This is a genomic window from Candidatus Berkiella aquae, from assembly GCF_001431295.2.
GTDB classification, from domain to species: domain Bacteria; phylum Pseudomonadota; class Gammaproteobacteria; order Berkiellales; family Berkiellaceae; genus Berkiella; species Berkiella aquae.
The window spans coordinates 590093-610760 of sequence record NZ_LKAJ02000001.1; the positions used below are offsets into that span (position 1 = coordinate 590093).

At 40.3% G+C, this 20668-nt stretch carries 16 protein-coding genes; 12 read left to right on the top strand and 4 right to left on the bottom strand.

Annotation, left to right across the window (positions count from 1 at the left end):
• Nucleotides 1–24 precede the first annotated feature (24 nt).
• Nucleotides 25–1341 carry an MFS transporter gene (locus HT99x_RS02870; protein ID WP_075065768.1) on the bottom strand — a complete coding sequence of 439 codons (1317 nt, stop codon included), beginning with the start codon at nucleotides 1339–1341 and terminating at the stop codon, nucleotides 25–27.
• Between the two features lie 183 nt (nucleotides 1342–1524).
• Between HT99x_RS02870 and HT99x_RS02875 the strand changes: the two genes are divergently transcribed.
• The 3 genes from HT99x_RS02875 to HT99x_RS02885 all read left to right on the top strand — a co-directional run bounded on the left by HT99x_RS02875 (nucleotide 1525) and on the right by HT99x_RS02885 (nucleotide 4983).
• The gene (locus HT99x_RS02875) at nucleotides 1525–2985 is read left to right on the top strand and encodes a mannose-1-phosphate guanylyltransferase/mannose-6-phosphate isomerase (protein WP_075065767.1); all 1461 of its coding nucleotides are present in this window, start codon (nucleotides 1525–1527) and stop codon (nucleotides 2983–2985) included.
• Between the two features lie 156 nt (nucleotides 2986–3141).
• Complete coding sequence (locus HT99x_RS02880; protein ID WP_075065766.1) at nucleotides 3142–3726, top strand: hypothetical protein; 585 nt, start codon at nucleotides 3142–3144, stop codon at nucleotides 3724–3726.
• A 243-nt stretch (nucleotides 3727–3969) separates the two neighbouring features.
• Nucleotides 3970–4983 (top strand): hypothetical protein, encoded by a 1014-nt coding sequence (locus HT99x_RS02885; RefSeq protein WP_075065765.1) that lies wholly within the window; start codon nucleotides 3970–3972, stop codon nucleotides 4981–4983.
• Nucleotides 4984–5507: 524 nt separating this feature from the next.
• On the opposite strand, the gene HT99x_RS02890 is transcribed toward HT99x_RS02885, so the two are convergent.
• Nucleotides 5508–5867, bottom strand: a complete 360-nt coding sequence (locus HT99x_RS02890; RefSeq protein ID WP_075065764.1) for a hypothetical protein — start codon at nucleotides 5865–5867, stop codon at nucleotides 5508–5510.
• A gap of 77 nt (nucleotides 5868–5944) precedes the next feature.
• The gene (locus HT99x_RS02895; protein ID WP_259565305.1) at nucleotides 5945–6853 is read right to left on the bottom strand and encodes a patatin-like phospholipase family protein; all 909 of its coding nucleotides are present in this window, start codon (nucleotides 6851–6853) and stop codon (nucleotides 5945–5947) included.
• A gap of 216 nt (nucleotides 6854–7069) precedes the next feature.
• Here HT99x_RS02895 and HT99x_RS02900 point away from each other — a divergent pair, with 216 nt between their 5' ends.
• From HT99x_RS02900 to HT99x_RS02910, 3 genes are all read left to right on the top strand, one after another.
• Nucleotides 7070–7822: a TraX family protein gene (locus HT99x_RS02900; protein ID WP_075065762.1), complete on the top strand. Its 753-nt coding sequence runs from the start codon at nucleotides 7070–7072 to the stop codon at nucleotides 7820–7822.
• Nucleotides 7823–7928: 106 nt separating this feature from the next.
• Nucleotides 7929–8672, top strand: a complete 744-nt coding sequence (locus HT99x_RS02905; protein ID WP_139016573.1) for a hypothetical protein — start codon at nucleotides 7929–7931, stop codon at nucleotides 8670–8672.
• Nucleotides 8673–8959: 287 nt separating this feature from the next.
• The gene (locus HT99x_RS02910; protein WP_139016572.1) at nucleotides 8960–9373 is read left to right on the top strand and encodes a hypothetical protein; all 414 of its coding nucleotides are present in this window, start codon (nucleotides 8960–8962) and stop codon (nucleotides 9371–9373) included.
• Nucleotides 9374–9376: 3 nt separating this feature from the next.
• Here HT99x_RS02910 and HT99x_RS02915 read toward each other — a convergent pair whose 3' ends face one another.
• Nucleotides 9377–9859: a GNAT family N-acetyltransferase gene (locus tag HT99x_RS02915; RefSeq protein WP_075065759.1), complete on the bottom strand. Its 483-nt coding sequence runs from the start codon at nucleotides 9857–9859 to the stop codon at nucleotides 9377–9379.
• A 384-nt stretch (nucleotides 9860–10243) separates the two neighbouring features.
• On the opposite strand from HT99x_RS02915, the gene HT99x_RS02920 reads away from it, so the two are divergent.
• The 6 genes from HT99x_RS02920 to HT99x_RS02945 all read left to right on the top strand — a co-directional run bounded on the left by HT99x_RS02920 (nucleotide 10244) and on the right by HT99x_RS02945 (nucleotide 20585).
• Nucleotides 10244–10471, top strand: a complete 228-nt coding sequence (locus HT99x_RS02920) for a hypothetical protein (protein WP_139016571.1) — start codon at nucleotides 10244–10246, stop codon at nucleotides 10469–10471.
• Between the two features lie 131 nt (nucleotides 10472–10602).
• Nucleotides 10603–12321, top strand: coding sequence for a ubiquinone-dependent pyruvate dehydrogenase (poxB, locus tag HT99x_RS02925; protein ID WP_075065757.1), 1719 nt, complete (start codon nucleotides 10603–10605; stop codon nucleotides 12319–12321).
• Between the two features lie 303 nt (nucleotides 12322–12624).
• Nucleotides 12625–13491 carry a class I SAM-dependent methyltransferase gene (locus HT99x_RS02930; RefSeq protein ID WP_075065756.1) on the top strand — a complete coding sequence of 289 codons (867 nt, stop codon included), beginning with the start codon at nucleotides 12625–12627 and terminating at the stop codon, nucleotides 13489–13491.
• Nucleotides 13484–15493, top strand: a complete 2010-nt coding sequence (locus HT99x_RS02935; RefSeq protein ID WP_075065755.1) for a DUF6962 family protein — start codon at nucleotides 13484–13486, stop codon at nucleotides 15491–15493. The genes HT99x_RS02930 and HT99x_RS02935 overlap by 8 nt, the downstream gene beginning before the upstream one ends.
• A 3-nt stretch (nucleotides 15494–15496) precedes the next feature.
• On the top strand, nucleotides 15497–16978 hold the full coding sequence (locus tag HT99x_RS02940; RefSeq protein ID WP_075065754.1) for a helicase HerA-like domain-containing protein: 1482 nt from the start codon (nucleotides 15497–15499) through the stop codon (nucleotides 16976–16978).
• Nucleotides 16979–17123: 145 nt separating this feature from the next.
• On the top strand, nucleotides 17124–20585 hold the full coding sequence (locus HT99x_RS02945; RefSeq protein ID WP_075065753.1) for a hypothetical protein: 3462 nt from the start codon (nucleotides 17124–17126) through the stop codon (nucleotides 20583–20585).
• Nucleotides 20586–20668 lie beyond the last annotated feature (83 nt).

Below are 20668 nucleotides of genomic sequence, written 5' to 3' on the forward strand. Positions count from 1 at the left end.
AGTCATACGCTTATGTAGAGTAGTTTAGCTTTTTTTGGGTTGACGAGCGCTAAAGAGCCACCATTTAAATCGAGTGATAAATTCAGGGTGCGCACGACAAAGACCTGTAACTAATAAGGCATTCGCGATACCCGTGACTAAAAAGAGTTGTGGGATGGTCAAGCCTACTTTGAGTAAAACGATGGCAATGCCACTGGCTAGCGTCATAAAGAGAGAGTTTAAAATGTTATTTGCTGCAATCACTTGCGAGCGTATTTCGACAGGGCTTCTGGTTTGTAGCATGACATACAGCGGTACAATATAAAAACCACCGAAGAGCCCGACTAAAAATAAATCGATTAAGACCCTCCAATGTTGCCAATGATGCAAGAAATCACCATGAATAATTGGCGTGAATCCCAGATCAACGGTAAATAAAGTTAAACCAATCGCACCAAAAGGGACTAATCCAATTTCTTCTCGATGACGCGACAATTTTTCACAGAGTAACGATCCAACACCAATCCCAAGGGAGGTGAGGGTTAACAAGGCGGTCATGACCACAGGGCCGCCACCCAAAAATAGTTTGGTGAAATTCGGAATTTGGGTGAGTAAAACACTGCCAAGCAACCAAAACCAAGAGATACCAATCATTGCAGCAAACAATAAAGGGTTTTTAATGGCGCTGGCGAGTGTGCGATAAGTTTGAGAAAAGGGTTCCCAATTGATTTTTAAATCGACATTTTGTGTAGAATTCGAAGGCGGCGGGATCAATAAACTAAACACAAGTCCTGCTAGGGCACAGAATAAGACTGTGCCACTGATTGCCCATTTTCCCCATCCCGGGAGACTGATAAGCAACCCACCCAGGATGGTTCCCATCAGAATAGCAACGAAAGTACCCATTTGTACTAAGCCATTGCCGCCGGTTAATTCTTCGTTGGCTAAATACTGCGGCAAGATACTGTATTTTACAGGAGAGAAAAATGCGGCTTGGGTTCCTAGCAAGAAGAGTACTAACAATAAAAAGTTAAAATGATCTAAATAAAATCCGATACCGATGAGTACTGCAATAATGACTTCCGCTAATTTAATGATTTGAATTAAGCGAAATTTGGGATATTTATCGGCAAGTTGCCCTGCGGTTGCTGCAAATAAAAAGAAAGGAAAAATAAATGCTGCGGCTGCAATATTATTTAAGACATTAGCCTTGTCAGGGTACTCATGCGCAAAAGTCATGCTGATTAATACGAGCAAAGAGGCTTTGAAAATATTGTCGTTTAATGCGCCAAGGTATTGGGTGCAGAAATAGGGAAAGAATCGGCGCAGGCCAAATAGCTGAAATTGATGTTGAGTTACCATGCCTTTCCCAAGTTCCTTTTACACTCCAACGGAGTATACGTGAGGGGGTAATGCGTTAAAAGTAACTAATTAAAAGTTAGCTTGCCATCTAGTATTGGTGTGCGGCTACAAAGCACAGTTGCGAAGGGGAGCACCTAACGTTAGGATGAAAGTTTTTGTGGTGCGCCAAGAAAGGGAGGGAGCATGTTGATCCCAGTGATTCTCGCAGGGGGCTCAGGCACACGCTTGTGGCCGTTATCTCGAGAAAGCCATCCGAAACAATTTATTTCATTGTTTGATGGCCAAAGTTTATTTCAAAACACGCTGGCAAGGGTTGCCGAAATTCCAGGGTGTGGCACACCTATTGTCATGGGTAGCGAGCAGCATCGTTTTCTCATTGCTGAACAAGTAAGGCAGTCAAAACGGCCTGATTGCGCGATTCTGCTTGAGCCGATGTTTAAAGGCACGGCACCTGCCGTTGCGCTTGCCGCGATGCATGCATTGAATGAGTGCGATGAAGATGTATTGTTGCTGGTCTTACCATCCGATCATGTCATTTCAGATATCAAAGGCTTTTTAGCAACCGTTAGTGAAGGCGTTAAAGTTGCGCAAAGAGGAAAGCTAGTAACATTTGGTATTGAACCAACTCATCCAGAAACGGGTTACGGTTATATTCAAAAGGGTGAAGCCCTCGCTGGCAGTACCGGTTTCAAAATTGGACAGTTTGTTGAGAAACCTAATTTGTCTACGGCCAAAACCTATATTGAGAGTCAGCAATATTGGTGGAATAGCGGTATGTTTCTTTTTTCTGCAGGCGCTTTTGTGCAAGAGTTGATGTTGCATCATCCTGCTATATTCGATGCTGCAAAAGCTGCTTACTGTGATGCGCGTTTTTCAGAAGATTTTATTCGTCCTTCTTCTAATGAGTTTGATAAGAGCCCAGCAGACTCCATCGATTATGCGGTAATGGAAAAAACCATTAATGGCGCGATGATCCCTTTGCAGAGTGCTTGGAATGATGTGGGCGCTTGGGATGCATTAGCAGAACTTATAGCCAAAGATCAACAAGGCAATGCTATACAAGGCGATGTGATCACAAGTCATACCCAAAATTCTTTGATTCAAGCGAATCATCGTTTAGTCGTGACGGTGGGCGTCGATAACTTAGTGGTCGTTGAAACGCCGGATGCCGTTTTGATTTTAGATAAAAGCAAAGCACAAGAAATTAAACCCATTGTTAATCAAATGCGCGATAACGCGCGCAAAGAAGTGATTTTTCATCGCTGCGTGAATCGGCCTTGGGGTGCATTTGAATCAATTGATGATGGGGAACGTTTTCAAGTAAAACGCATTACCGTTGCGGTTTCACAAAAATTGTCGTTACAACGTCATCATCATCGTTCAGAACACTGGGTAGTGGTGAAAGGTACGGCAAGAGTCACAAGGGGAGAAGAAGTTTTTCTGTTATCAGAAAATCAATCAACCTATATTCCGATTGGTGTGAATCATCGTTTGGAAAATGTCGGTAAAATTCCGTTAGAGATCATTGAAGTGCAATCAGGGGCCTATTTAGGGGAAGATGATATTGTACGTTTAGACGATCAATACGGACGTTCACCTGAGAAAAACAATGAACACAAGGCAACAACTGAAGTTGAGTTTTAAGCATAATGCCCCCTTTGAGTAAAAGGGGGCATCTCGTTTAGCCCCTTTTTTTAGCCTTCTATCCACTACCATTTTATTTTAATTGCTTCTTCGAAAGACTTTGGTAAATTGGCTCGAAACAAATTATTCAACTAACTAATTTCGAGGTATTTACACATGCTATCCTTTACAGACATTTGTGATCAACTTGGTTCAGAAGCACTCAATAGCGCTTGTGAATGGGCGGGATCGAATCCGGCTATCGCATTAGGGTTAACCTTAGGAGGCACGTTATTGGCAACGGTTGGTGGTTTATATTTCTCAAGAAATCGCCATGCACAACCCGTTGTTGTTCCTCGTATGCAAACACGTGGTCGTCAATCTTTAAGAGAAGCGATTGCGGACACCAATACCGATTTAGATCTGGCGCAAGAAATTGCGGATATGAAAACGGCTGAAAATATGCCATTACAAACCATTGTTTCCACTTATTTGGCGCAAAAAGCAGCAGAAAAACAAATGAATGCAACGCAAATACGTAATTGGGTATTTGAACAAGCATTTCCTGGCCAACAACGCATTGTGGGTAAAGCAGTTACGCAAGCAGAATTAAATGAAGGTGTTCTTCGATTATTAAAGTTGCCTATTGATGGCAAGGTTCCGACCTTATCAGCAGAGCGCGAGCGTTATAATGCAGTATTAAGGCAATTGGATTTAGCGCATTTACAAGTTACTATGCCCCAACGAGCTAAAATTTCCTAACGTATTAGCTACTTTGAAAAAACGGCAAAAAGACTATTTTTGCCGTTTTTTTTTGGACTTTTTTCATGCTAAAACCCTGGGTTGCTACACGCAACCACCGAGCGGCTAAACCTTTCATTCCATCCTAAATCAGCTGTTTTTTATTGAACTGACTAACAAAAAAAATATAATAGGCTCTACATTTTTAGAGAAATGTTAACAGTTAACTTATCTATTCATTATTACTTAAGAGAGGAAAATATCATGGCACAGTCAGGTCCAGAGAAAGAAGTTGTAACTGCATTATGGGATATTGCAGGCCACATTCATAATGCTTTAAATTCCGAAACGGTAAAAGAAGTTGCAGAAACCGTTGGCGAAGAACTCAAAGAAGTTGCGACCAGTGGTAGCGCATTAGGTACAACAGAATCTGTTGCGAAAGAAGTTTTGCCAGAAGTTGCAAAAGCTTTTTTCAATCCTGAAAACATGTGTCACATAAGCGAAGGTTTATTTAATAACGCGAAAGATGTTTGCACATTAGCTGATGCTCCTACGTTAGCAGATGCTTCTGAAGCTTCTTCTTACTTTGGTTACGCGATGGGTGGTTTAGGTACATTATTATCTGCTGGCTTAGGCATTTTCGCAATCAACAAATTACGCAATGCGCGTGCAACAGCACAATCTTTAATCAAGCCTGAAATTTATGCTGAATTGAAAGATTCACCAGAAGCGTTAGAATTGATTGAAGCAATTAAAGGCGATAAAGCAAAGGTTGCACTGGTTAACGCATTGAAAGCAGAAGATATCCGAGCTTTATTAGCACTTGAAGCATTAAGCAAAGGTTCATTAGCCATGATGGCAAAGATGAAGTTAGCAGGTTTTGCTCACGCTTTAGAAACTGCAGTTAAGCCAAGTGATCTTGAGCACGGTGAAGATTTAGTAGAGAAGGGTGTAATCGTTCCTGTACTCTCTTCTATTGTTGGTACTTCAAATGCGGCTTCTTCAACACCTGTTCAACCTACCGTTGAATTAGCTGATACGATTTTAGTTTCCGAAGCTGGAAGAGCGGTATTAGCGAAAATTCGTACTGGTGAAGAAGCGAAAGCTGAACTTGCTAAAATGAATAAAGCAGCGCTTACAGCATTAGAGAAGCATGCACCTAAGTTGGTTGCAAAGGATGCTTTTGCAGCAACAACGGATCACCAACTTGCTTTAATGTTAAGCCGCATCATTGATGCTGCAGCAAAAGCAGAAAACAAAACTTCCTTAACAATGTAATATTGTTAATCGTTAAAAAAGCAGGCGCAATGCCTGCTTTTTTTTGCTTGTTTTTTGTGACACCGCTACCGCGGTTTTAATTGATTATGATTATTTCCCCCCATTTCAACATTCACGGCTACGCCGTTTCATGTTTTCATGGGGGGCTAGCGAATGTCGCAGCTACCGCTGCTTAAGATCCTCGCGGCAGCGAGGAAATTCGCTAGCCCCCCATGGAGGCGAAGCCGTAATGGGGGGAGAAGATATCCCTCCCATCTAGAGCCGCGGTAGCGGCGAAACAAATGAATTTAATGAACAAATAGAAGAGAGCGAGCTCCCATGTAACCGAGCTGAATGGGGGCTTATCCTGCCGTAGCCTATGGCGAAGTTAATTAGGATAAAAATCCCCCGCTTGGTGCTTCCGTCTTCGCTAACGCTTCGCCGGACAAGTTGCACCAAGCTGCCCCCTTTGAATAAAAGGGGGCTGCGAGCTTTTAAGCGAGCGGGGGATTTTTATCTTAATTCATTAACAAATTATGTATTCTTTAATGTAACCGATTACTGGGCGGATAATGGGTGATCCGTAAATTAGGATCATCATTTTCCGTCATGCGTTGCGTATGGTAAGGATCGCTTGGGTAATATTTCACTTCAACCACCACCATTTTATGCGCTTCAATTTTGCTGTGATTATCATCAAGTGGCCAATGTGCCGCAGCCATGGTAGTGCCTTCCTCAATCGGTGCTAGCGTCAGCTCGTCTAACGACGGCCAGTCCTTATCTTCATTTTGAGATAGGGGTGCTAGGAAACGATGAATTTTTTCTTGTAAGGTATGCCATTTTTGTTTGTATCGCATAAGCATTAACTGCAATTTATTGCGTAAAGGGTGTAATGGTGTGGTCATAAAATGCGCCTTTTCATTAATTTTTGTTGTTTTGTTGAATTACACCCATTAGGGGCGGCGCTTTCCATAGCATTTATTTAGTCATTACACTTAATTACGAAATTAAAGTCAACCCGTTCATTTTCACATGTACTGGATGGACGCCTTTTAGAGGGGATTTGCTTAGCTTCTAATAGTTGTTGGATTTGGGGGAGCGCAGCAAAGGCAGCCTGTTGACCGGCTTGATATAAGTGTTCGTTGGCATGATCGTCAAACATGCCAAATTGATCGACCGCAGGATGAATCACAATATCAGCTGCTTTATTTTGCCAATCCGACAACTTGTAATAAGCAATGTGTAAACTGCGCATACCCAGCTGATAAGCATTTTTTACAGAGCCATGATCGGGGTTAGTTCCAATATCAACCGCAATGATAATATCCGGTTGAAACTGCTTAGCAATCTCAACAGGAACAGGACTTGCTACCCCACCATCGACTAAAGTTCGGCCGTAGATTTGTACAGGGCTAAATACCATGGGAACGGCACTAGAAGCATGAATGGCAGGCACTAAGGGACCACTGCGGATCACAAAGGCATCGCCATGATGGACATCTGTTGTGACGACAGCTAAGGGAATATGGAGATCATCAAAGTGATAGGCTTTCATATTCTTTTGTAAAAAGCAGCGTAACGCATTACCTTCAACAGGGCCTCTGAGCTGCCAAAACATTTTGACTCCGGATTTCCAATTGAGCTCAATGAGATCCCATTTATTCAGCGCAATAATTTTTTCGCGCAATTTATCGGCATTGGGTTCATCAGCATATAAGGCACCAATAATGCTACCTGCGCTTGAACCCACAATCAGATCGACAGGGATATGGTTTTTTTCCAAGACCTCAATCACTCCAGCATGGGCTAACGCTCTGGCTCCACCGCCACTTAACACCAATGCCACTTTCACTTTGTGAAGGGGGCGTGCAGGAGGAGGGGTAAGAGGCATAGGAACGAGCATAGGCTGTGGCGCATGAGCGCAACCACTCAGCGTTAAGAAGAAGGTGATAACAACTATCGAAGTGAGGTACCGCAGAGAATACATGATAATAAGGTGTTTAATTAAAGTGTTGTCATTTTACGGATTACCTTGTTTTTTTCAAGGTATACACAATGGGAATGTTGAATTATGCTTAAAATGAAACACAGATAAAAAGCAAACATTGTGTCATCTATACAACAAACAGTCTATCGCTACGGAAAATCATTTAACACGCATGACTTTATCAAAGTGCTTGCGATTGTCATTATGATTATCGATCACGTGGGCGATTATATATTCCCTGATAATCACTGGCTTCGTTTGATTGGCCGAATTGGCTTGCCTATGTGGTATTTTTTGATTGGCTATGTCAATAAACTGCGAATGAATAAGTTTCTGATTGTTTACGGTATTCTGCTTTCATGTTCAGGCAGTTTCTTATATCACAAATTATGGATTGATATTTTACTGACGTTTATTGTCTGCCAAGTATTGTTGCACCATTTCCCGGTAGAACGTATTTCAACTTTATGGCGTTGGGTTTTCTTTTTGCTATTACAGGTTGTGAATGCGCTGCTTTATTCTCATGTTGAATATGGCGCTTTAAGCATTATGTTTGTTTATAGTGCGCGCATGGTTGCCATTAAAGATCCGCAAGCACCATTTTGGTTTGGGTTAGCACACATTGTTTTTTTCATTTGGCAAATTATGGCATTTCCCTATCTAGCTCAAACGACCTTGCTTTATTCGTTTGCGTTTCTGACATTAGGGGTTTACTTGCTGCTGTTATATTATCAACAAAAAGTGTTACCTTGCCCTCGCGTGTTGCTGTTTCCACTATTGTTGATTTCTCGGTATTCCCTGCATATCTATTTTTATCATCTCATTTTCTTGCAATCGATTTGGTATTTTTTGCTCAAACCTCAAACCATGTAGGTAAACGATTAAACTCTATCTCGTGTTAGACTCCGTTTATCTCTGATGAATTGCTTAATATTTCCATATAAGTTAACTTGCATACTCTGTAGTTCAGAGGGGAAATATGATGCACTTGATTGGTATTGCAAGTTTAGGCATTTTATTAGTGCAAATAGGTTGCGTGATCCATGCCTTACATCAAGGTTATTCCCATACTTTCGTCATGATGGTTTTATTAGTGCCTGTGGTGGGGGCGATTGGCTATTTGCTGGTTGAATTTGGCCCTAAACTATATGAACACGCCATTATTCGTAATATTGAAAAATTCCGCAAAGCAAATCCCTATCATGAATTAGCATTGAGAGAGCAGATGGCTTATGAAAAGCCAACGATTGAAAATCTGCATTGTCTCGCAAAATCGTATCTCGATTTATCGCATTACCAAGCGGCATTAGCATTATTAGATAATTTATTGAAAAATCAGTTTAGCCGCGATCCTTATTTATTATTGGATAAAGCCAAAGCACTATTTGGTTTAGAAAAATTCCATGAAGCCAAGTTTGTTTTAGAAAATCTGTTCAATCAAAGTGTGGGTAATCATTCAACGGCAGCCGAAGCACACCTATTATTTGCACGCACCTTATCGGCATTAGGCGAATATCAATTAGCGAACCGTGAATTTGAACATTTACATAATTATTATGTTGGTTTAGAGGCATCGTTTTACTATTTCCAACATCTGCGTCAATTGAATCATGAAACACGCGCAGAAGAAGTGCTAAAACATATGCGCAAACGTTTTAAACGGTTGCCTAAGCACTACCGAGGAAAGGAACAAGCTTGGTTAAAACAGGCGCAAAAAGATTAAACAAACCTTATTAGGTTCTTGGCCCATGCTTCTTTTGTATATCGCTATCAGACTGAATTTTCATTTGGGGGCATTCTTTGATTTATGTTGCTCTCTCGCACTCGCATCAATCATTTGCTGAAACATTTGCGCTTGCGCTCAGGAGCGCCAGAGAAGAGGATAAGTTCAGTATTTATTTCATTTAATAAATGTACACCTACACCTATGAAACCACGAATGAAAAAAGAGAACTATTTTACCTTCGCGTTGGTCACATTAATATCACGCCCCATACAGGAACGTTCTTTATGTGGTTATCGCATCATCAAAAAATCCGCAAATGGTTAATTGACATTGTCATTATTAGTATGGCAGTGATGTTGCTTGTATATCCGCTTGAGGTGTCGGCAAGAGAGTTGGTGAGAATTCAGCACGGTGCGCAAAGTGGTAGCGGTTTTAGTGGTGGTAGTAGTGTCAGTGATAGCTATAATGCAAGTCGCCAAGAACAAGCACGTCGTGATGCGCAAAATCGGGTACAAGATGCAAACGATGCCCTTGAAAATGCGAGAACCAACGAGCTTTATATCCGTGGGCAAGGGCCCAATAGTATTTCACCCAACCAGCACTATCAAGACATGATGGATGCACAGCGTGCGGTCGATAATGCAGAGCAAAATTTAAGAGAAGAAGATAGTCGCGCTTATTGGGATGCAAGACATTAGGCTTTAAAATAATTTAAGCCGCATGTAATGGATATAATCTAACACATTGATATCTTCAATTTTATGATAAAACGCCATAGCGCTTTCATTATCTTTTAAAATAATACCATCGATTCGGCTATATTTTCGATCACACGCAATGGCTTTTAAATGATCGCCCAATAAGCTCGCAATCCCACGGCGTCTAAAAGCGGGTTTAACATAGATATCATGGACATAAATGCCAGGGCTTGGGAAAACAGTGAAGTTCATGTGGGAAGTTGAAAAGAGCAACATGGCAATGGATGTATTATTTACCTCGGCAATAATACACTCTGCAAACTTATCTTCAGAAAATAAGGCATAGAATAAGCTTTCTGGTGTTTGTGAAAACTTGTCTTGTGTATTTTGTTCTTGCATTAATTGTGTGAGTGACTCATAGATAAAGGGCACATCATCTTGGTGCGCAAATCGACATTTTATTGGGCTTTCGGGTTTAGTATTCATCGATTTGTTGTACCTTCATCGCTTTTATTTCGTTGATTTTATAGTATACAGTATAGGCACAGTATCTCTCGCTCGTATTTACTGAATAAAAACCTAATTTTTTATTAAGAATCACGTTCTTCATTTTTAGGAAATCCTAAATTCAACTAGATAAAAAGCCAGAAAACGACAATTTTTTGACTTTTTTTTCAAAAAACCTCATTTTTCCTGTCTATATTTTCAGAAATGCCCTTAAATTTTATATCAAACTTGCAGATGAATTACATGTCGATTAGTTACATTGTAAAACGACAAAGGAGTTAAATATGAAAATTGTATCAACAGTGCTGTTAGGTGTTATGACCACATTTGCTGCTGCTGCTTATGCAGGTTGTGGTTCCCCTTGTGGTAATCCCTGTAAACCATCATGTCCATCACGTTGTGCGCCTGCGCCAAGCAATTGTAGCCCTTGCTATAATTACTCGCCAGTCACTTGGCGTTATGCGACACCATGTTGCACACCATGCTGCAAACCAGCTTGCTGTGTTAAAAAATGCTGGTATGACAGTTGCTGCAAACGTCATTGCAGAAAAGTTTGCTACTAATAAAGCAAATTTAATCTGTAAGACATAAGTTCACTATTGTTAGTACTAAAAATACTAGTGATAGTGAACTTTATTTTTTTCTATTTTATGATTATGCTTTGTTGCCCCTTCATGGTGCGCCTAGCACACGAGATCCCCCATCACCTTTAGGAACATCATATGGCAACTGTTGCTGATATTTTGATTGATACTTTACAATCCGCAGGAATACAAAGAATTTACGGTATCGTCGGTGATTCTTTAAATGGAATAACCAATGCAGTTAATCAAAAAAAGGAAATAGAGTGGATTCATGTGCGACATGAAGAAGCTGCTGCATTCGCAGCAGGAGCAGAAGCCCAATTAACCGGTAAGTTAACCGTTTGTGCGGGTAGTTGTGGCCCAGGAAATCTACATTTAATTAATGGCTTATATGATAGTCATCGCAGTGGTGCGCCTGTTTTGGCAATCGCCGCTCATATTCCAACCGTAGAAATTGGTGGGGATTATTTTCAAGAAACGCACCCCAACATTTTATTTAAAGAATGTAGTCATTTTTGTGAAGTCGTTAGTTCGCCAGATCAAATGCCAAGATTACTACAGATTGCAATGCAAACGGCTATTGCTAAAAAAGGCGTTGCCGTGTTAGTGATACCAGGGGATATTGCCTTAAAAACGGCAACTGAATCCAAAACAATGCCCTTGAATATTCAATCTGAGCCGCAGATAACGCCAAGCCAGACAGAGTTAGCAAAGATTGCAAATTTATTGAATCAAGGGAAAAAAATTACCGTCTTTAGCGGCAGTGGTTGCAAAAATGCACATGCCGAATTAATGCAAATATGTAAAAAACTCAAAGCGCCTATGGTACATGCGCTTCGTGGCAAAGAGTGGGTAGAATTTGATAATCCTTATGATGTTGGAATGACGGGGTTAGTTGGATTCTCATCAGGTTATTATGCGATGGAAGATTGCGATACTTTACTGTTATTAGGAACGAGTTTCCCCTATCGCCAATTTTATCCAACCCATGCCAAAGTAATTCAAATCGATATTCGTGGTGAACAATTGGGTAAACGCATGCCTGTTGATATTGGCGTCATTGGTGATATCAAAGCAACGTTAACTTCCTTGTTGCCTTTATTACATGCGAAAACTGACAGTGCACATCTTGATCAAGCGGTTAAACATTACAAAAAAGCGCGTCAAGAATTAGATGCCTTAGCAACAGCCAGTGTAGGTAAAGTGATTCATCCGCAGTATGTTGCAAAAATAATTGATGAAGTGGCGGCAAAAGATGCCATTTTTTCTTGCGACGTTGGTACGCCAACCGTTTGGGCAGCCAGATATTTGAAAATGAATGGGCAGCGCCGTTTATTAGGTTCATTTAATCATGGTTCGATGGCAAATGCCTTTTCACAAGCGATTGGATCGCAAGCCACATTCAAAAACAGACAAGTGATTGCCATGTGTGGCGATGGTGGTTTTTCAATGTTGATGGGTGACATCTTAACGTTGTCACAGCATCAGCTACCGGTAAAAGTGATTATTTTTAACAATGGAACACTTGGGTTTGTCGAACTAGAGATGATAGCTACTGGCATGGTGCCCTTTGGTACAGAACTCAAAAATCCGAATTTTGCAAATATGGCAAAAGCACTTGGGATCACAGGAGTGCGGATTGAAAACCCCATTGATGTCAAAGATGGTCTGATGAGTGCACTTCAGGAGAAAGGACCGGCAGTGGTCGATATTGTGGTCAATCGCAATGAGTTGGTCATGCCACCAACTATAACTGTGGAGCAGATGAAAGGATTCGGCTTATTTATGCTAAAAGCCATCATGAACGGCAAGGGAGACGAAGTGTACGAGCTGGCAAAAACGAACTTATGGAGATAACAACTGCCATTCCTCGAAGAAGGAATGGCAGAGGCAAGAAAGCTTAGCTCTTTTCTTTCTTTTTAGCAGCTTTAGCTGCACGCTTTGCTTTAATATCTTTGTGGACAGGTTCTTTCTTAGCTTGTTTTTTCTGCCCTTCTTGGGATTTAGCCATGATTATCTCCTCATCAAATTTATCACCTGAGTCATCGCCCCATGGGGGTATGACTCAGGATATATTAACGATAAATAGTAAAGATATCCAGCTGAACCGCGAGGAAAATCACCGTACTTAAGGTAGGTTTCTCATCTATATTTTATTAGATGAAAAATACGAAACCGAGCCAAACTGCAGTCTGGATTGCCAAAGGGTTGTTGTATCTCAACCTAACGGGAAAATTAGTAGGCGCAGATGACAAAAGCATCGCTCTTTGGCGAGATTGCGTGAATCTTGCCGAACCTTCGTGGCTATCCTGTTTAAAATATCCATGGTATCGATATTATTTTAGTTTACTTGAATATTTTACAATTCCGGGGCTTTTTAAGCACTATGCTGCTCGCAAGCAGATCATAGACAGGTGGACTAAAAACAGTCTTGAAAATCAATGCGAGCAAGTGATTGTTTTAGCAGCAGGATTTGATGCTTTAACGCAGCAGTATTACTCACGTTATCCTGATGTTCTCTTTGTCGAAATTGATCATCCTGCGACCCAAGAAGTGAAGAAAAAAGCTTTTATGGCAGGAAATGCCGCTGCTGCCAATGTGCAATTTGTATCGGCAGATTTAGCAAAGCAAACATTGTTATCTGTCTTATCCGCACACGTTAACCCTAGCAAAAAAACCTTGTTTATTGTTGAAGGGTTAACCATGTATTTTCATGAGCCCATCGTCAAAAACATTTTCTCTGACTTACAGCAATTTTTTCAAAACGACTTACACGTTATTTTTACGTTTATGGAACAAAGAGAAAATGGCAGTATCCAATTCGCCAATGCAAGCTTTATGGTTGATGTGTGGTTAAAAATGCAAAATGAAACTTTTCGTTGGGGGATTGCGCCAAATTTACTTGAAAAACAGTTTTTAGAGCCATTGGGTTATCATCAATTACAGTTGCTCGACCCTGCGACAGACATTGCGCCACCGAAAACGCAAGGTGAATGGCTTTGTTTAGCACGGGTGAAACATGATTAGTGTTGCTATCACTAATCTGATTTTAGGAATTGAAAGTTTCATCCTAGCTTGGTTTTTGATAAAGCACCCTTCAAGAAGTACCGTTCGTTACGACTGTATCATCATTCTACTGGGGATTAGTGTTGCTTCTGTTTTATCAGCCCTTTGGCATATAAAAGGGGGAGACACGCTTTGGAAAGTGATTTTAATGATAGTAGGCGTGGTTGCAGGTGGTTTAGGTAGTGCTGCATTAGGTATTTTATGGCCACAGTATCATCGCTGGTCGATAATCGTCTTTACCTTGATTACCATAGGTTATATTGAATTAGTACGACACATTCCTGAATACGCCATTGCGATTTATTATTATGCGCCGTGTGCCTTATTATTATTTTATGCGTTGACAATTGCCTATCGTCAGACAAAAAATAGGCAAATACGTTATGGCATTATTGCAATGGTACTGCTTGTTTTAGCGCCGCTGTTTCAACAATCCATGGTGTCGGTTGAAAATGTTCCGGGTAGTTTATTATACAATATCATCATGATTCCCTGTATTTATTTATGTTATCTTGCCGTCGCTGCGGTACTGATGAAACATAATACGGAAGGATTTAAAGAAGTTTACGTTAATGATCTTCACTCCCAAATGAATGAAACGGTTGTCAGTAAGATTGTAAATCCTCAAAGTGTCGATGCGATAAAAAATATCATTGTCGAAGCTAAAAATAAAAATCAACCCTTGAGCATTTGTGGCGCTCGGCACGCAATGGGCGGACAACAGTTTGCAGAAAATAGCATTTTGTTAGACACCACCAATGCAAACAAAGTATTAGCCTTAGATCCTGATAAGGGGCGCGTAAAGGTACAAGCAGGTATTACCTGGCCAAAATTATTGAATTATTTGCATAAAACGCAAGCAAGCAAACAAGACATTTGGACTTTTGCCCAAAAACAAACCGGAGCCGATGATTTAACGATTGGAGGGGCTTTAAGCGCCAATATTCATGGTCGAGGATTGTGCATGAAACCTTTTGTCCAGGATATCGTTTCATTTGAGTTAATCAATGCCCAGGGTGAGTTGTTGCCTGTTTCAAGGCAAGAGAATAAAGAACTTTTTTCATTAGCGATTGGTGGGTATGGACTGTTTGGTGTCGTGCCAAACGTTGAAATACAATTAGTGAAACGCCAAGTGCTACAACGAAAAGTAACTATCATCCCCGTAACATCTTTAGCACAAAGCTTTCAAGAACGTATAAATGAAGGATTTCTTTATGGCGATTTTCAGTTTATGACTGACGAAAAGTCATCTGATTATTTGCAAAAGGGCGTTTTTTCTTGTTATCAACCCACTACAGTTGCTTTGCCAGAAAAAGATAATCGATTCTTAAATAAAGAAGATTGGAATAAATTACTATTGCTCGCCCATGTGAACAAAGCAGAAGCGTTTAAACGTTATAGTGATTATTATCTGAGTACGGATGGGCAATGCTATTGGTCTGATACGCATCAGCTAGGCTTTTATAATGAAAAATATATAGAATATATTCGATCTTTTTCACCCGATTGGCGTCAAGGCTCATTAATGATTACCGAAATTTATGTACCGTTAAGTAAAATCACTGAGTTTATGACGACGGTAGCCAATGATCCTCAATTACGCACGATGAACATTATTTATGGTACGGTGAGGCTCATTAAACAAGATGATGAAACCTTTCTACCTTGGGCGAAACAAGACTATGCTTGCATTATTTTTAATTTATTTGTGCCTCATACCAACAGTGGGTTTCAATATGCAGCTGCTTACTTTTCAGGTTTGATTGACCATGCATTATCTTGGAATGGGAGCTTCTTTTTAACGTATCATCGCTATGCAAGAAAAGATCAAATTTTGCAAGCTTATCCTCAATTTCAACAGTTTCTCGCCATGAAGTTAAAATATGATCCCGATGAGCGATTCCAAAGTAGCTGGTATCAATTTTATAAACGCATGTTTCTGACATCAAATCATAATGGGTGAAAAATGAACGATTTTATCATTGGCCTTGACAGTAATATGAAAGAGACACCATTTCATATTGCGATGGCAAATCGTCATGGTTTGGTTGCAGGGGCAACAGGTACAGGCAAAACAGTGACGTTGCAGTTATTGGCAGAGCATTTTTCAAAAGCTGGGGTTCCTGTTTTTACGGCAGATGTTAAAGGCGATTTGTCAGGCATTGCCTATCCTGCCTCTTTAAGCGATAAACTAACAAAGCGCATTCAAGAGCTGGGTATTAAAGCATTTAAACCTGAAAAATGTCCCGTTGTATTTTGGGATATTTATGGCAAAACCGGTCATCCATTGCGTACAACGGTCAGTGACATGGGGCCATTATTACTAGGGCGATTATTAAATTTAAATGATACCCAACAGGGTGTGCTGTTAGCGGCATTTAGCTTAGCGGATGATGAAGGGTTATTATTACTTGATCTTAAAGATTTGCGAAGTTTATTAGATTGGATGGGGCAGCATGCTGCAGAATATAAATTGAAATATGGTAATATCAGCGCAAGCACATTAGGGGCGATTCAACGAGGGTTGCTTGGTTTAAATGAAGCAGGGGGAGAGCAGTTTTTTGGTGAGCCAGCCTTAAAATTAGCAGATTTAATAGCAACCAGTGCGAATGGTTACGGTAATATTAATGTGCTTGATGCAACCAAGCTGATTAACGATCCAAGGTTATATAGTACTTTTTTACTCTGGCTTTTATCAGAATTATTTGAAACCTTACCAGAAGTGGGTGACCAAGAAAAACCCAAATTGGTATTCTTTTTTGATGAAGCACATTTGTTGTTTAATTCAAGTCCCAAACCATTGCTCGAAAAAATTGAACAATTAGTCCGTTTGATACGTTCAAAAGGTGTAGGGGTTTATTTTGTGACGCAAAGTCCGCTAGATGTACCAGAAACCGTGTTAGGTCAATTAGGGAACCGAGTGCAGCATGCTTTACGCGCTTTCACGCCTAAAGATCAAAAAGCGGTGAAAGTGACAGCACAAACCTTTAGACAGAACCCTGCACTAGAAACGGAACAATTATTAACACAATTAGCAGTAGGTGAGGCATTAGTTTCATTTTTAGAATCTACAGGTACACCCAGTATCGTCGAGAAAGTCAAGATCTATCCTCCTACTTCTCGGATTGGTCCTTTAAGTGATGCTGAACATCAAACGATTGTTAAACAATCTCCTTATGCAGGGATTTATGAAAAAGCACTTGATAGAGATTCAGCGTATGAACAAATACAACGCAGACACCAACCTGATCCACCTTCTCAATCAGCTCAAAAATCTTATCAACCAGAAGAGAGTGAAGATTCCACTAAAACACCAAAACGCGCAGTGGGTAGACCAAGGCAAACGATTGCAGAAGCCATGTTAAAATCAACGGCCCGTAGTGTTGGCAATACATTAGGGCGACAAATTGTGCGCGGCATATTAGGTTCCATTTTTGGCAAGCGTTAAATTACACGATACTTTCAGTAAAATAATCACTGTATATGCGATTTTTTTTTACTGTATTTGCAAATGTTTGAACCAAGGTCGCATTGAATCCCACTCTTTACTAATGCTACTTTGATTATTAGGTTTGTACTAAGGTGGGATTTTCATGGGCGAGGACGACACAAAAAAAGTACGTTTTGAGATTCCTGCAGAGTTTCCACCTTTGCCAAAAATACCGCCTGCGCGGTGGTCAGATTCAATTGATCATTTTGGTGAGGTGAAAGCTAAACAAAAGGAATGTTTAGACAAATTAAGTACAGACACAAAATACAAGATTTTATATCAAGGCTGTAATGAAGAACCTAAAACAGATGCTAGGAAAGCATTTCTTGATTATTTGCAAGATGAAATGATGCAGGTGCAAAGAAAAGACCCTCCGAATATCGAAGGAACGACGTTAGAAGGCTTTCTCGGGCCACAGGGTTTAGCGTTATATCAAGCAGCAATAGAAGAAGAAGCAAACAGTAAAGCATTTCGTAAAGCCGTGTTTCAAAAAGCATCAAACCATCGACCGGGTGAGACATGGGAAAATCGTGTTATTGCTCCCTACGCAGGTCCTTCAGCAGCAGGCAAGAGTGCGACGCAGCAGTCATTTTTAGATGAGATAGATAAAGCCGTTCCTAAAACGGGTAAACAAGATGGTAATTTTGTGGTATCCGTTGATGGTGGTGTAGAACGAGAAGTATCGCAAATTAGAGGGATGGCTTTACAACTTGCGGTTGCTAAAGGGTTTTATGGCATTACGGATTTAGATAAGAATAAATCCAGTGTCAAAGTAAAAGAACTCGTGGAAGAAGCCGCTCTAGCGACAGAAGGATTGAATATTGTCATTCCTAAAACGTATACCAGCGAAGCATTAAATTATCCGCAAGGCACCGTGGGTAAAAAAGATTTTGCTAAATATGATAAGGTCGATAATGGCAAAGCCATCGTCGCTATAGGTATCGTTGAAGCAAATCATGCAGATGTTGCGAGAAATGGTAATTCACGCGCCTGGAATACGGATGATAATTTTACCGAAGATAACATAGCGATGAATAAAAAGCCGCCGTGTGAATCAAAGGCTTACCATGATCATTACAAAGCAGGAACCAATTTATCGGAGCAAGCAGTTAGTAATTATAATCAATTAAAGGCTGATGATAAACCACGTATTTGTGTAAGAGTGACGAGTGAGTTTACTTTTATCAAACCGGATGCAACAGCACCTTGTGGCTGGAAACTGGCCGATCCAAAAGACAAATGGAATAAGGACATGGTTGGCATTTTAAAGAGAGATTTCGAAAAATATGAGATCGAGTTTAAGGCACATCAAGCTGAGCATCACTATTTACGTTCCGATAAAAAGGCCTTATTAAAAGAGTGGATGGTATATGAAAATGGTAATGCTTGGAGACAAAAACCAAATGTGACACCCATTGTAAAAGCATCAGAGCAACACCCAAACACGGGTAGAAGACTCTCTTCCAGTGAAAATGGATTTAGGAGGAGGATAAGTTCCGCCATAAATAGAAGAGAAAATCTAAAAAACAATAATAAGGTGAATCAAACGACACCTGACAATAATGTGAGTGCAGGGTCAATAGTTCAACCCAAAGTATCTTTTAATCTACCGCCATTGCCTGAAGTGCCTCGCTGGTCTGACGCTATTGATAATTTTGGAGAGATGAAAGACAAACAAGCAGAATGTTTAGGAAAATTAAATAAATTCACAAAATACAACATTTTATACCAAGGCTGTGATGAAACACCGAAAACAGATGCGCGTAAAGCTTTTCTCGATTTTTTACAAGATGAAAAAATGCAGGCCCAAAGAAAGAATCCTCCTAATATGGAAGGCACCAAGTTAGAAGATTTTTTAGGCCCACGTGGATTAGAGTTATATAGAGCTGCTATTGAAGAAGAGGCAAACAGCAAAGCATTTCGCGATGCGGTGTTTCAGAAATCATCTAACTTCCGCCCCGGTGAGACATGGGCAAATCGCGTTATTGCCCCTTATGCTGGTCCTTCAGCCGCAGGCAAGAGTGCAACGCAGAAAGATTTTTTAGATAAAATCGACAAAGTGATTCCTAGAACCGGCGCAAAAGAGGGTAATTTTATAGTATCTGTTGATGGTGGGGTAGAACGCGAAGTTTCGCAAATGAGAGGAATGGTTTTGCAACTGGCAGTTGCCAAAGGATTTTACGGCATTACCGATTTAGATAAGAATAAATCTAGTGTGAAAGTGAAAGAGATAGTAGAAGAAGCCGCTTTAGCGACAAAAGGTTTGAACCTTGTTATTCCCAAAACTTATACGGATGAAGCATTGAATTATCCACAAGGAACTGTAGGAAAAAGCGATTTTGCTAAATATGATAAAGTAGATGATGGCGCAGCGATAGTTGCCATCGGTATTGTGGAGGCAGAGCATGCCAATGTTGCTAAGAATGGAAATTCACGTGCTTGGAATACCGATGATAATTATACCGAATCACAGATTGGCATGAATAAGAAGCCTCCTTGTGAATCAAAAGCTTATCATGATCATTTCAAAGCAGGAACCGTCTTATCTCAACAAGCGGTTGATAACTATAATCAATTAAAAGCTGATGGTAAACCTCGCATTTGTGTGACAGTGAAGAGTGAGTTTACTTTTATAAAACCCGATCCAGCAGAGCCTTGTGGGTGGAAACTCGCTGATAAAAATGATAAATGGAATAAAGATATGGTGGGCATTTTGGAACGAGATTTTGAAAAATATAAGAATGAATTTGTTGCAGCTAAAACTGCATTTATAGCTAAGAATCCTGATAGAGAGCCCGATAATAAAACCTTACTTAAAGCCTGGATGGATAAGAGTGCTTGGAAGCAACAAGCACTTGTGGAACAAAGTGTTAAATATCCTGATATAACGAAACCGAGTAGGAAGACAGCTAGATCGGCGAGTGACTTTAAAGATAATTTAAAAGAAATCAGAGATAGCTTTCGTTCAGAAAGTAATATAGAGCCCAATCAAAATCCTGTTAATAATGAAAATCAACCACGTAGAAAGATAGCTCGATCAGAGAGTGACTTTAAAGATGATCTAAAAGAAATCAGGGATAGCTTTCGTTCAGAAAGTAATATAGAGCCCAATCAAAATCCTGTTAATGGTAAAAAGCAACCTCTCGGCAGGATAGCGCAGGCAACGAATGATTTAAAAAATGGTTTAAGAGCAATTAGAAATAGCTTTCGTTCTAAAATCAATGATAAACACCCTCGTTCTCAAGAAAAACCCGAACAAATGATTACTCAAAACACTGCAGTGAAAGTAGAGCCAGTTGTTAGCAAACCCAGCGTTCGATTTGAGCTCCCGTCTGATAATTTACCACCGTTACCACCACTGCCGCCACAAGCCCAAAATCTTTCAGATGAGAAGGAAAATAAACCACCACAAAATAAATCAACTGTAGCAAAAGCTGACAACCAAGAAAATCATTCTTTTTTGAAGAGTTTTGATATCCAGCGAGAAAGAAAAGCCCCTTTCTTTTCAAGAGATAAATTCCTTGAAGCTGAAAATACTTCAATAGCCAAAAATCGACCTAAGTGATCAATCCTCTCACCTTCCTGTTCCACACCAAAACCTTTAAAATAGAGAGCCTTAACTCTAGGTAGACAACTAAATAGGCGAGT